Here is a 12,749-nt window from a genome sequence, read left to right on the forward strand (position 1 = left end):
CGCGGCGACGCGCGGAAGCAAACCCGGAAAGACTAACCGCGAGGTTCCTCACTAACGTTAAGTGCGAGCCGCGCGGTCTAGGTACAAATACCGGAACTGCTGCTTAAATTACCGGGACTTGCACACTTTTCGCGTGCAGCAAAACACGGCTTCGCGGATTTGCAGATGTCGTATTCGTTAATGCCTGCCCGCCGTTTGCCGTCGCGTCAATTCACGGTCTCGCCGACGAGGCTGATGCGGAACACCGGCTCCTTGTTCTCGTCGAGCAGCTCCATGCTCCATTTGGCATTCGAATTCAGATTGCGCGCGATGCCGCCGAGCAGGTTGGCGCAGACCTCGGTCATCTCGGTCCACGCAGCGGCGCGATCCTCGAACTCATATGGCTGATCGGCGGCGCCGGAATAGCGGCCGGTGCTGATGCGGAAGAAATACAGCGACATTGTTGAACCCTTTTATCGGGCCGCGCCCCCCGGCCGTACGCAAACTGGGGCGCGAGTCGCTACCAACGCATGAAACCCGCCGTCCGTATGACTACGGCGCGGCGGCTTGATGGCTGCTGGAAATGGTCAACAGGGTGTTGGCGCGGTCGTGGACGCGCGGGCAAAAATTCAATCGGTCGAACGGCGCAACTCGAGCGGGCCTTCGTTCTTGGCAGGCTCCGGCTTGGTTTCGGATTTGACCGCTTCGAGCCGGCTGCTCTCAACGCGCGGCGTCTCGACGCGTGCGGCAACTTCGGTGTTCGATGCGCCGACCGAACCGGTGTGTTCCGACGTACGCAGCGAGCGTGGCCGCGCAACGGCGCGCGCCATCAGCATCTGGTTGCCGCCCTGGTGGTGGAAATCGCAATAGGCGAAGCCCATGCCCGACACCGAGCCGCGGAAGCTGCGGTCGTCGGTCTTCTCCAGGTTGAAGCAGGGCTCGAACGGGATGCCCTTGATCGAGGCGCAGACGTTCTGGCCACGGATCTGGAGCGTGTTGCCGGGAAGCCGGAGATGGCGCGTGGGGCCGGCACCGGAGAACTGCACCGCGCCTGCCGCGCCGAGATCGTCGAGAATGCGGCCTGCGCCGCGGGTGCCGTCGAAACAGGTAAAGGCAAACACCTTGCCGGCAACGAAGCGGCGCGCCTCATCGGCGTTCATGCCTCCGGCAATGGCCGGCGCAAACGTTACGGCCGCCGTGACAGCCCCCAACACAAAACGCGCAAGCATGCTCTTACTCCGACGAACCCCATGCAGCGGGCGAGCCTGATGTCTTTACCCGCTGCTTACCATACTAACCATGGCGACATTGAAGCAGCTTGGTTGGTAAAGTCTGAACGCCGTTAGACAATTTTTACCACGATGCGGCCGCGGACCTGGCCGGCAAGGATTTTGGCGCCCCATTCGGAAACCTCACCGAGCGAAATTTCCTTAGTGATTTCAGATAGTTTTGTCCGATCCAAATCGGACGCCAGGCGCTGCCAGGCGGCTTTCCGAGGATCGATCGGACACATCACGGAATCGATGCCGAGAAGGCACACCCCGCGCAAAATAAATGGCGCGACCGAGGACGGCAGGTCCATGCCGGCCGCAAGACCGCAGGCGGCAATCGCCCCGCCATACTTCGTCATCGACAGGAGGTTGGCGAGCGTGGTCGAGCCGACGCTGTCAACGCCGCCCGCCCAGCGCTCCTTTGCGATCGGCTTGGCCGCCGCTGAGAGTTCGTTGCGGTCGATCACTTCGGCAGCGCCGATCTGTTTCAGATAGTCCGCTTCCGACGCGCGGCCGGTCGAGGCGATGACGTGATAGCCGAGCTTCGACAGCACCGCGGTGGCGACCGAGCCGACGCCGCCGGCCGCGCCCGTGACCACCACAGGGCCGCTCTTCGGCGAAAGTCCGTGCTTCTCCAGCGCCAGCACCGAGAGCATCGCGGTGAAGCCGGCGGTGCCGATCGCCATGGCGTCGCGCGCCGACAGGCCCTGTGGCAAGGCGACCAGCCAGTCGCCCTTCACCCGCGCCTTCTCGGCATAGGCGCCGAGATGGGTCTCGCCCATGCCCCAGCCGGTGCAGACGACCTTGTCGCCCGCCTTCCATTGGGGGTGCGAGGATTGCTCGATCGTCCCGGCGAAATCGATGCCGGCGATCATCGGGAAACGGCGCACCACCGGCGCCTTGCCGGTGAGCGCGAGACCGTCCTTGTAGTTCAGGGTCGACCATTCCCCGCGTACGGTGACGTCGCCGTCCATCAGCTCGGCTTCGTCGAACTGCGTGAGCGCGGCGGTGGTGCCCTTGTCCGCCTTGTCGATCCGGATCGCCTTGAATGTGGCCACGGCTGAACTCCCTGACTTTGTTTCAGGGGATGTTTAGCCGATCAGGCAGGCTGCGCAACCGCTCGCTCGACCGGTTTCTCCACGATCGGAAGATTGATCAGCGCCGACAGCACGCCGAACAGGATCGAGAGCCACCAGATCGGCGTGTAGGAACCAAAGCGCTCGAACACGATGCCCCCGAGCCAGACACCGAGAAAGCCGCCCACCTGATGGCTGACGAAGGCGAAGCCATAGAGAGTGGCGAGCCAGCGCGTGCCGAACATCAGCGCCACCAGCGCCGAGGTCGGCGGCACCGTCGACAGCCAGGTCAGGCCCGAGATCGCGCCGAACGCAATCGCCGAGAACGGTGTGATCGGGAACGAGATGAAGGCGAGCGTCGCGAGCGCGCGCGCCAAATAGATCGTCGAGAGGATGAAGCGCTTGGGCAGGTAGTTCTGGAGATAGCCGACGCTCAGCGATCCGATGATGTTGAACAGGCCGATCGCCGCAATGACCCAGCCGCCGGTTTGCGCCGAGATGCCGTTGTCGACCAGGAAGGCCGGCAAATGCACGGTGATGAACGCCAGCTGGAAGCCGCAGGTGAAGAAGCCGAGCACCAGCAGCACGTAGGAGCGATGGCCGAAGGCCTCTGCTAGCGCCTTGGTGAAGGTCTGCTCATCGGCAGGCGCCTTGCTCGCGGAGCTTTCAACCGGCGGCGTCGAGAGCGCCAGCGACAGCGGGATGATCAGGAGCATCAGGAAGCCGAACACGGTCAGTGCCTGCTGCCAGCCGAAATTGTCGATCAGCGCGACGCCGATGGGCGCGAACAGGAACTGTCCGAACGATCCGGCTGCGGTGCCGGCGCCGAGCGCAAGGCCGCGCTTCTCGGCCGGCAAGAGCTTGCTGAACGCCGACAGCACCAGATTGAACGAGCAGCCGGCGAGGCCGAAGCCGACCATCACGCCCGCGCCGATATTGAGCGACAGCGGCGTCGACGAATAGCGCATCAGCAACAGACCGCCGGCATAAAGCACGGCGCCGACGCACATCACCCGGAACAGGCCGAAGCGATCGGCGACCGCGCCGGCGATCGGCTGACCCAAGCCCCACAACAGATTCTGGAAGGCTATCGCGAGGCCGAATACATCGCGGCCCCAGGCAAACTCATGGCTCATCGGCTGCACGAAGAAGCCGAGCGCCGAGCGCGGACCGAAGCCCAGCATGCCGATCGCGCAGCCGCAGAGGATGATGATGGCCGGCGTGCGCCAGGTGGAACGTGAGGCCGGACCGAGCTCGCCCACTTGTGTCGACATGCACTTCCTCATGTGTCGTTGGCGGATCCGGAACAGGCAGCCGCGACTCAGGCATTTAATGCAGATGCATGAAAACCCCAAGTCAAAAATGATTGCGTTCTATGAAGGGCTGCCGACGGAGCATTGCGTTTCAAGGAGGCCCCGCCTGACGCGTGAGACGCGACTTGACGAGAATGTGTGCGGCAGGAGCTAGCGGCTCTCGGGTCGGCGTGTTATCTTTCTTTTACTCAGACTGAGTATATGTGAGCTACCAAGAAATTCGTCCCGGCCTCGCGGCCGGATTTCTCGGGCTCTCGATATACTCATATTGAGCATATAAGGCATGCACGGGAGGCTTCGATGCCGATCACTGGAATTTACGGCCCCGACGACTTTGCCAATCGGCCGCAGGGCCACATCACCACCACCCGCGTCGCGCCGGCGCGAATGGGACCCGCCCTGCCGATGCCGTCGCTGGAATGGACGGCGGAGGTCGAGCGGGCCACCGCGCCTCTCTACGATCGCGTGAAGCACGTGATCCCACCGATCGAGTGGCCGCTGATGGCGCCGACCATCAAGGCGATCAACGAGCTGAAGAAGACGCGCAACGCGGTGATCCTCGCGCACAACTACCAGGCGCCGGAGATCTTTCACTGCGTCGCCGATATCGGCGGCGACTCGCTCCAGCTTGCCGTGGAAGCCACCAAGGTGAAGGCCGAGATCATCGTGCAGTGTGGCGTGCACTTCATGGCCGAGACCTCGAAGCTGCTCAATCCGGACAAGATGGTGCTGATCCCGGACTCGCGCGCCGGCTGCTCGCTCGCCGCCAGCATCACGGGCGCCGACGTTCGTCTGCTCCGCGAAAAATTTCCGGGTGTGCCGGTGGTTGCCTATGTCAACACGTCGGCGGAGGTGAAGGCCGAGGTCGACATCTGCTGCACCTCCTCGAACGCGGTGCAGGTGGTCGAGAGCCTCAACGCGCCAAGCGTGATCTTCCTGCCCGACCGCTATCTCGCGACCTATGTGGCCTCGAAGACCAACGTAAATATCATCGCCTGGAAAGGCGCCTGCGAGGTGCACGAGCGCTTCACCGGCGCGGAGCTGCGCGGGCTTCGTGAGGCCGATCCGTCCGTGCAGATCATCGCGCATCCCGAATGCCCGCCGGACGTGCTGGCGGAGGCCGATTTCACCGGCTCGACCGCGCACATGATCAACTGGGTGCGTGAACGGCGGCCGCGGCGGCTCGTCATGATCACCGAATGCTCGATGGCCGACAATGTGCGCGCCGAGCTGCCGGATGTGGAGATGCTGCGCCCCTGCAATCTCTGCCCGCACATGAAGCGCATCACGCTCGCGAACATCTTGAGCAGCCTGCTGACGCTTGGCGAGGAGGTGACGATCGATCCGGCGCTTGCGGAGCGTGCCCGGCGATCGGTCGAGCGGATGATCAATCTGAAGAATTGAGAAGGGAACGCCGCAACACACCCAGTGTCGTCCCGGCGAAGGCCGGGACCCGTAACCACAGGGAGAAGTCGTTGCGAAGAACGACGTCGAAGAGCTTTGCAAAACAACTACTGCCGCGGGGTATGGGTCCCGGCCTTCGCCGGGACGACAGTAGAGAAAACTGGAGACAGAAATGACAAGCAACATCCACAATCTCACCCGCAGCACCGACGACGTCGTCATCGTCGGCGGCGGGCTTGCCGGATTGTTCTGCGCGCTGAAACTCGCGCCGCGGCCGGTGACGCTGATTGCGGCAGCGCCGCTCGGACTGGGCGCATCGTCGGCGTGGGCGCAAGGCGGCATCGCCGCCGCGGTAGCCGAAGGCGACAGCCCGGAAGCACATTCCGCCGACACCATCGCAGTCGGCGGCGGCATCGTTGACGAAGCGGTCGCGCTGGGGATCGCGCGCGAGGCCGTGCCGCGGATTCACGACCTGCTGGCCTATGGCGTGCCGTTCGATCACGATCTCGAAGGCAAGCTTGCCGTCGGTCGCGAGGCGGCGCATTCGGCGCGGCGAATCGTGCATGTGCGCGGCGACGGGGCTGGCGCGGCGATCATCGCGGCGCTGAGCGAGGTCGTGCGCCGCACGCCGTCGATCCGCCTGATCGAAGGCTTTGTCGCCGAAGCACTGTTGACGGAGGACGGCGCCGTCACCGGCGTTCAATTGCGCGAGGCCGGCAACTTTTCAGCGAGACCGACGATGATCGCCTCCCGCGCGGTGGTGTTTGCTACCGGCGGCATCGGCCATCTCTATGCCGTCACCACCAACCCGACCGAGGCTGCCGGATCGGGCCTTGCGATCGCGGCTCGGGCCGGCGCGGTGATTGCCGATCCGGAATTCGTACAGTTCCACCCGACCGCGATCATGGTCGGCCGTGACCCGGCGCCGCTTGCGACCGAGGCGCTGCGCGGCGAAGGCGCGATACTGATCAACGCCGGCGGCGACCGCTTCATGACGGCACGCCACCCGCTCGCCGAGCTTGCCCCGCGCGACATCGTGGCGCGCGGCGTGTTCGCGGAGATCGCGGCCGGGCGCGGCGCCTTCCTCGATGCGCGGGAGGCATTGGGTGCGCGTTTCGCCGAAAAATTCCCGACGGTGCATGCAAGCTGCATCGCCGCCGGTATCGATCCTGCCACGCAAACAATCCCGATCGCGCCGGCCGCGCACTACCACATGGGCGGCGTCGCGGTCGACGCGCGCGGCCGCAGCTCGGTCGACGGGCTCTGGGCCGGCGGCGAGGTTTCGTCCACGGGCGCACACGGCGCCAACCGGCTCGCGTCGAATTCGCTGCTGGAGGCCGTGGTCTATGCCGCACGCATCGCCGACGACATCGCCGGCCGCGCCATCCCCTCGCCTGCCCGCCTCCCCGATGTGCTAGTGACGCCGCGTAGCGGAGCACCGGACGCGGTGACTATGAAACGGCTGCGAGCGATGATGAGTTCACAAGTCGGCGTGGTTCGCGACGGTGATGGACTTGCGGAAGCGGTGCGCAGCTTTGCTGCGCTCGAAGGCGCGGCCACGAGTATCGCGCTGCGCAACATGGCGACGACGGCCCTGCTCGTCGCCACCGCAGCATGGACGCGGCGAGAAAGCCGCGGTGCACATTTCCGCATCGACCGACCGACAGACGCCCCCTCGCTCGCACAACGAACCATGACCACTCTCTCGGCAGCACGCGAGGTCGCGGAAAGCCTCGCCGACCACCTACTCCCGCGCACCGCGCAACCCATGATCGCCTGATGGAGCCTTCCATGATCACCCCAGTCTCGCTGCTCTATCCCGACGCCTTCCTGTCCCCGCTGGCGATCGACGAGGCCGTGCATCGCGCGCTCGACGAGGATCTCGGCCGCGCCGGCGACGTCACCTCGCTTGCGACGATTCCCGAAGCAACGAAGGCGCAGGCGATCCTGGTCGCGCGCCAGGCCGGCGTGATCGCCGGACTGCCCCTGGCGCTGGCGACACTGCAAAAGCTGTCGCCCGACATCGAGGTGCGCGCGCATGTGCGCGACGCCGCGCATGTCGCCCGCGGGCAGCACGTGCTGACGATTTCGGGCCCGGCGCGCGCCATCCTCACGGCCGAGCGGAACGCGCTGAATTTCGTTGGCCGCCTGTCTGGCGTCGCGACGCTGACGGCCGACTACGTGGCGCGAACCGAAGGTACCAAGATGCGCATCTGCTGCACCCGAAAGACCACGCCGGGATTGCGGGCGCTGGAGAAGTACGCGGTGCGCTGCGGCGGCGGCTTCAATCACCGATTCGGCCTCGACGATGCGATCCTGATCAAGGACAACCACATCGCGGTCGCCGGCGGCATCCGTCCCGTGCTGGAGCGCGCCCGCGCCCATGCCGGCCACCTCGTGAAGATCGAGATCGAGGTCGACACGCTTGCGCAACTGCACGAGGTGCTCGACACCGGATTGGCCGACGCCGTGCTGCTCGACAACATGGACCTTGCGGCGTTGCGCGAGGCGGTGAAGCTTGCGGCCAGCCGCGTCGCACTGGAGGCGTCCGGCGGCGTCACGCTGGACTCGATTGCGGCGATTGCGGCGACAGGTGTGGACTACGCGTCGGCAGGTGCGCTCACGCACTCCGCGGCGAATTTCGACTGTGCGTTGGATATCGAGGCGTGAGGGGCTAGTGCCCTTAGCCACAGGCGGGCTTCACCTCTCCCGCTTGCGGGAGAGGTCGGCGCGTAGCGCCGGGTGAGGGCTCTCTCCCCGTCGGGAGTGTCCATTGTGGAAACACCCCCACCCCAGCCCTCCCCCGCAAGCGGGAGAGGGAGCGCACCTTCACTGCGGCTGCAAGTGATCAGCTCACCGCCGTTCGCTGACACCCATCTCGGCAGAACTCTTGGCTGCTTGGGCGAGCTCGGCGGAGAGCGCGGCGGTCTGCGCCTGCGTGCCCCAGCTCGGCTCCTCGTTGCCGTCGCCCCAGGCGCGCGGCCGGTAGAAGGTGTGAACGCCGAACTTGTACATCTTCTTCATCTCGGCGACCCAGGACGGGCGCACCCAATAGGCGTGGTAGTGAGTGGACTTGCCGACCTCGGGCAGCCAGATCTGACCGTCGAGCATCGCCTTCGAGATCTTCTTGGCGCGCTCCCACATCTCGGGTTCGCGGATCACGTCGGCATTGTTGTCGCAGGCGAAGGTGAACTGGCAGGCGAGGTGGCGGTACTTGTTCTGGTAGACCACGCCGCACACGGTGTCCGGATATTTGCCGGAGAATACGCGGTTCATCACGACCTGCGCGACCGCCATCTGCCCGCGCACGGCCTCGCCACGGGATTCGAAGTAGACGGCTTCGGCGAGACATTTTTCCGATTTCGTGCGTGACTTTTCATCCAACGCCAGTCGCTCCGCCGGCGATTTGGCGCGCTGGTTGTCGGCATTGACCTCGCCCTTGGGCGCGACGCTCTCGCCGCTATCGGTCACCTTCGCCACGTCCTCAGACGACGACGGCAGCGAGGCCATCACCTTCATATCGGGATCGGCCATCACGATGAGCGGTTCGGCGCCGGGCTGCCAGCTCTCGATGCTTTCGAGAGAGCCCCCGAGCGAGGAGCTGCCAAAGAACAGGTTCGACGTTTTCACACTAAAGGGATCGCGCGGCGGCGCGACCGGCGCGGTGGCCTGCTTCAGCGCCTCCAGCGGCTGAACCGCGAGCGAGCGCGCGGCGTCACTGGCCTGTGGCGAAATGGAATATTGCGGCAAGGGCGGCGCGCGAAGCGCCTCCGCGAGCTCGGGATCGAGCGCGGCGGCGGACTCCGGCGACATCGCCTGCGGCAACGCGGCAGTCTTGGCGCCAAACACCGAGCTGTTCGACGTCGCGGGATCCTGCTGCGCAGGAGCAGCGGACGGCACGGCCGTCTCGGGAGCTGTCCCGGGCGCAACGATTGCAAGGCGGTCACCCTTCATGGAGCGATCCACCTTGGGAAAATCGGAGGCCTGGTAGCGCGTCGGCGCCTGAAGCGTCGGATTGCGCGTGATGGTGCCGGTGACGTCGCGGCCGTCGAGGCTCGCGAGGCGATACATCGGGCTCTGCGGAACCGAGGTTCCGATCGGGCGAGAAAAACTGTAGGTGGCGAGCTGAATCGAGGACGCCGCAGAAAACACCTGCTTCTGCCAACGCTCGGCGACGCCGGGCTGACGCGCCAGCAGCGAAGCAATGTCCTGATAGCCGGTCTCTCTCGGCATCAATGCGAAGATGCAGAGACCGATACCGAAGGACGCGAACCGCGCGCCCTTCGGATAGGTACGCAACAAAAACATCGATACGCTCACGCTACGCTTACGCTAGAAAATCGAACCGCAGTACATCCGTACAATTCGATCTTTCTCGTGAGTATCTAATTTAGGTTGCTGGGGCGTTAATCGACGTTTGCGCGCGGAGCACACTCAAGCAATCGCAGGTATTTTCACGGGGTAATCGTTGCATTGGTAAATGCCGGGTGACGTGAAGCGGTAAACATTCGGTCAACGCGAATGGTGAAGGAACTCTTGCGCGCACGTATCATTACGGGACGTCGCGGTTCCGTCCATCCAGTACGCCGCGGCTCCTCCGTATGACATCACCGCCTCTGGAATACTGGATCGCCCGCTTTCGCGCGCGATGACACTGAGTGTGTGGCGAGAACGTCGCGCAAAATGAAAAGAGGCGGGGTTTTGCCCCGCCTCTCTCGCATCTCGTATTCAGTCTTCGGCTTACGCCTGGCTCGCGACGGCTTTGCCGAGCGCGGCTTGCGCGGCGGCGAGGCGGGCGATCGGCACGCGGTAGGGCGAGCAGGAGACGTAATCGAGACCGATCGTGTGGCAGAAGGCGACGGAGGCGGGATCGCCGCCATGCTCGCCGCAGATGCCCATCTTGAGCGAAGCACGCGTCTTGCGGCCGCGCGCGACGCCGATCTTGACGAGCTCGCCGACGCCTTCCTGGTCGAGCGAGACAAAAGGATCGACCGAAAGGATGCCCTTCGTCACGTAGGGACCGAGGAAGCTCGCGGCATCGTCGCGGCTGATGCCGTAGGTGGTCTGCGTCAGATCGTTAGTGCCGAAGGAGAAGAACTCCGCGGACTCCGCTATCTCGGCCGCAAGCAAACAGGCGCGCGGCAGCTCGATCATGGTGCCGACCTGATAGGTGAGCTTGGTGTTGGTGTCGCGCATCACCTCTTTCGCGGTGGCGTCGATGCGCGCCTTGACAAGGTCGAGCTCCATCTTGGTCGCGATCAGCGGCACCATCACCTCGAGGCCAACGGCCTTGCCGGTGCGCTTCTCGGCCTCGACCGCGGCTTCGAAAATCGCACGCGCCTGCATCTCGGCGATCTCCGGATAGGCGATCGCGATGCGACAGCCGCGGAAGCCGAGCATCGGATTGAACTCCGACAGCTCGCGCGCGCGGTCGGCGAGACGCCGCGGATCGGTGTTCATGGCGCGCGCCACTTCCTCGACTTCGGCATGGGTGTGCGGCAGGAACTCGTGCAGCGGCGGATCAAGCAGGCGGATCGTGACGGGCAGGCCCTTCATGATCTCGAACAGCTCGACGAAGTCGGCCCGCTGCATCGGCAGCAGTTTTGCAAGCGCGGCCCGGCGCGACTGTTCGTCCTCGGAGAGGATCATCTCGCGCACCGTGCGGATGCGCGTCTCCTCGAAGAACATGTGCTCGGTGCGGCACAGACCGATGCCTTCCGCGCCGAACTTGATCGCGGTGCGCGCGTCTTCCGGCGTGTCGGCATTGACGCGCACGCCGATCTTGCGGACCTGGTCGGCCCAGTTCATCAGCGTGCCGAACTCGCCGGAGAGCTCCGGCTCGATCATCGGCATGCGGCCGGCGAGCACCTGGCCAAGCGAGCCGTCGATGGTGATGACGTCGCCGGTCTTGAAGGTGCGCGAGCCGATGCTCATGGTGCCGCGGCCGTAATCGACGCGGATCGTGCCGCAGCCGGAAACGCAGGGCTTGCCCATGCCGCGCGCGACCACGGCGGCGTGCGAGGTCATGCCGCCGCGCGTGGTCAAAATGCCTTCGGCGGCGTGCATGCCGTGGATGTCTTCCGGGCTGGTCTCGATGCGAACCAGAATGACCTTGCGCCCGTCGCCCTGAAGCTTGGCCGCTTCATCCGAGGAGAACACGATCTCCCCGGAGGCAGCACCGGGCGAAGCCGGCAGGCCGGTCGCGATCACATCGCGCTTGGCGTTGGGATCGATGGTCGGATGCAGGAGCTGGTCGAGCGAGGCCGGATCGATCCGCGTCACCGCTTCCTTCTTGGTGATCAGGCCCTCATTGGCGAGCTCGATCGCGATGCGTAGCGCCGCCTTGGCGGTACGCTTGCCGCCGCGGGTCTGGAGCATCCAGAGCTTGCCCTGCTCGACCGTGAACTCCATGTCCTGCATGTCGCGGTAGTGCTTCTCGAGCAGCGTGTAGATGCGCGTCAGCTCCTTGAAGGCATCCGGCATCGCCGCTTCCATCGACGCCTTGTCGGAGCCGGAGTCCTTGCGCGCATACTCGGTGATGTCCTGCGGCGTGCGGATGCCCGCCACCACGTCCTCGCCTTGCGCGTTGATCAGGAACTCGCCGTAGAGCTTGCTCTCACCGGTCGACGGGTTGCGGGTGAAGGCAACACCGGTCGCCGACGTCTCGCCCATGTTACCGAACACCATGGCCTGCACGTTGACCGCGGTGCCCCAGGATTCCGGAATGTCGTGCAGCTTGCGGTAGGTCACCGCGCGCGCGTTCATCCAGGATGAAAACACCGCACCGATCGCGCCCCAGAGCTGGTCGTGCGGATCCTGCGGAAAATCCTTCCCCGTTTCGCGCGCCACCGCGTCCTTGTACTTGCCGACCAGATCGACCCAATCATCCGCCGTGAGGTCGGTGTCGAGCGTATAGCCCTGGCCGTCCTTGAAGGTGTCGAGGATTTCCTCGAAGTGATGATGCTCGAAGCCGAGCACCACGTCGGAATACATGGTGATGAAGCGGCGATAGCTGTCATAGGCAAAGCGACGATCGCCCGACAGTTCCGACAGCGCTTCCACGGTCTCGTCGTTGAGGCCGAGGTTGAGGACGGTGTCCATCATGCCCGGCATCGAGGCGCGGCCGCCGGAGCGCACCGAGACGAGCAGCGGGTTCTTGCCGTCGCCAAACACCTTGCCGGTCAACTTGCCGACATAGTCCAGCGCCTTCTCAACCTGCGACTGCAACTCCTTCGGGTAGGACTTGTCGTGTGCGTAGAAGTACGTGCAGACCGAGGTCGGGATCGTGAAGCCCGGAGGCACCGGCAGGCCTAGATTGGCCATCTCGGCGAGGTTGGCGCCCTTGCCGCCCAGCAGATCGCGCATCTCGGCCTTGCCCTCGGCCTTGCCGTCGCCGAACGTATAGACCCACTTGCCGGCCTTGATCGCGGCCGGCGCCGCCTTGCTCGGCGCTGCCTTGCTTGGTGCGGTCTTGCTCGGCGCGGTTTTGGCGGCAACCTTCGGCGCAGGCGGCTTGGTCGCAGCCTTCGCGGCGGGCTTGGTAGCCGGCTTGGCAGCCGGTTTGGCGACCGGCTTCGGGGCGCTCTTGGGAAGCGCCTTGCGGGCCGGCGGCGCGGCCTTCGCCCTAGCGGAGGGCTTTGATTTCGCTGGCATTTTCTTAGGCTTCGAGGCGGCTTTGGCCATAGCTTGCACACAACCTGCGAGAG

General features: G+C 64.9%; 9 protein-coding genes. 3 read left to right on the forward strand and 6 right to left on the reverse strand.

Annotated elements, in window-relative coordinates:
• Positions 1 to 206 precede the first annotated feature (206 nt).
• The 4 genes from IVB18_RS37340 to IVB18_RS37355 form a co-directional block, all read right to left on the reverse strand.
• Positions 207 to 440, reverse strand: coding sequence for a hypothetical protein (locus IVB18_RS37340; RefSeq protein ID WP_247985253.1), 234 nt, complete (start codon positions 438 to 440; stop codon positions 207 to 209).
• Between the two features lie 168 nt (positions 441 to 608).
• Positions 609 to 1,208 (reverse strand): hypothetical protein, encoded by a 600-nt coding sequence (locus IVB18_RS37345; RefSeq protein ID WP_247985254.1) that lies wholly within the window; start codon positions 1,206 to 1,208, stop codon positions 609 to 611.
• Between the two features lie 113 nt (positions 1,209 to 1,321).
• Positions 1,322 to 2,308 (reverse strand): MDR family oxidoreductase, encoded by a 987-nt coding sequence (locus IVB18_RS37350; RefSeq protein WP_247985255.1) that lies wholly within the window; start codon positions 2,306 to 2,308, stop codon positions 1,322 to 1,324.
• Positions 2,309 to 2,349: 41 nt separating this feature from the next.
• Positions 2,350 to 3,600, reverse strand: a complete 1,251-nt coding sequence (locus IVB18_RS37355; RefSeq protein ID WP_247985256.1) for an MFS transporter — start codon at positions 3,598 to 3,600, stop codon at positions 2,350 to 2,352.
• Between the two features lie 339 nt (positions 3,601 to 3,939).
• Between IVB18_RS37355 and nadA the strand changes: the two genes are divergently transcribed.
• The 3 genes from nadA (at position 3,940) to nadC (ending at position 7,713) form a co-directional block, all read left to right on the forward strand.
• Positions 3,940 to 5,043, forward strand: a complete 1,104-nt coding sequence (gene nadA / locus IVB18_RS37360; RefSeq protein WP_247985257.1) for a quinolinate synthase NadA — start codon at positions 3,940 to 3,942, stop codon at positions 5,041 to 5,043.
• A 172-nt stretch (positions 5,044 to 5,215) separates the two neighbouring features.
• The gene (locus IVB18_RS37365) at positions 5,216 to 6,823 is read left to right on the forward strand and encodes an L-aspartate oxidase (RefSeq protein WP_247985258.1); all 1,608 of its coding nucleotides are present in this window, start codon (positions 5,216 to 5,218) and stop codon (positions 6,821 to 6,823) included.
• 11 nt (positions 6,824 to 6,834) lie between these two features.
• Positions 6,835 to 7,713, forward strand: a complete 879-nt coding sequence (gene nadC / locus IVB18_RS37370; RefSeq protein ID WP_247985259.1) for a carboxylating nicotinate-nucleotide diphosphorylase — start codon at positions 6,835 to 6,837, stop codon at positions 7,711 to 7,713.
• A 183-nt stretch (positions 7,714 to 7,896) separates the two neighbouring features.
• Here the strand turns inward: nadC and IVB18_RS37375 are convergent, their stop codons facing one another.
• Both IVB18_RS37375 and ppdK read right to left on the reverse strand, forming a co-directional pair.
• Positions 7,897 to 9,351, reverse strand: coding sequence for a cell wall hydrolase (locus IVB18_RS37375; protein WP_247985260.1), 1,455 nt, complete (start codon positions 9,349 to 9,351; stop codon positions 7,897 to 7,899).
• Between the two features lie 432 nt (positions 9,352 to 9,783).
• Positions 9,784 to 12,726, reverse strand: a complete 2,943-nt coding sequence (gene ppdK / locus IVB18_RS37380) for a pyruvate, phosphate dikinase (RefSeq protein ID WP_247985261.1) — start codon at positions 12,724 to 12,726, stop codon at positions 9,784 to 9,786.
• Positions 12,727 to 12,749: the final 23 nt, after the last annotated feature.

It is taken from the genome of Bradyrhizobium sp. 186, from assembly GCF_023101685.1.
Classification (GTDB): Bacteria; Pseudomonadota; Alphaproteobacteria; order Rhizobiales; family Xanthobacteraceae; genus Bradyrhizobium.

Coding starts and splice junctions, on each gene's coding strand:
- IVB18_RS37340 (WP_247985253.1), bottom strand. CDS start 440: ATGTCGCTGTATTTCTTCCGCATCAGCACCGGCCGCTATTCCGGCGCC.
- IVB18_RS37345 (WP_247985254.1), bottom strand. CDS start 1,208: ATGCTTGCGCGTTTTGTGTTGGGGGCTGTCACGGCGGCCGTAACGTTT.
- IVB18_RS37355 (WP_247985256.1), bottom strand. CDS start 3,600: ATGTCGACACAAGTGGGCGAGCTCGGTCCGGCCTCACGTTCCACCTGG.
- nadA (WP_247985257.1), top strand. CDS start 3,940: ATGCCGATCACTGGAATTTACGGCCCCGACGACTTTGCCAATCGGCCG.
- IVB18_RS37365 (WP_247985258.1), top strand. CDS start 5,216: ATGACAAGCAACATCCACAATCTCACCCGCAGCACCGACGACGTCGTC.
- nadC (WP_247985259.1), top strand. CDS start 6,835: ATGATCACCCCAGTCTCGCTGCTCTATCCCGACGCCTTCCTGTCCCCG.
- IVB18_RS37375 (WP_247985260.1), bottom strand. CDS start 9,351: ATGTTTTTGTTGCGTACCTATCCGAAGGGCGCGCGGTTCGCGTCCTTC.
- ppdK (WP_247985261.1), bottom strand. CDS start 12,726: ATGGCCAAAGCCGCCTCGAAGCCTAAGAAAATGCCAGCGAAATCAAAG.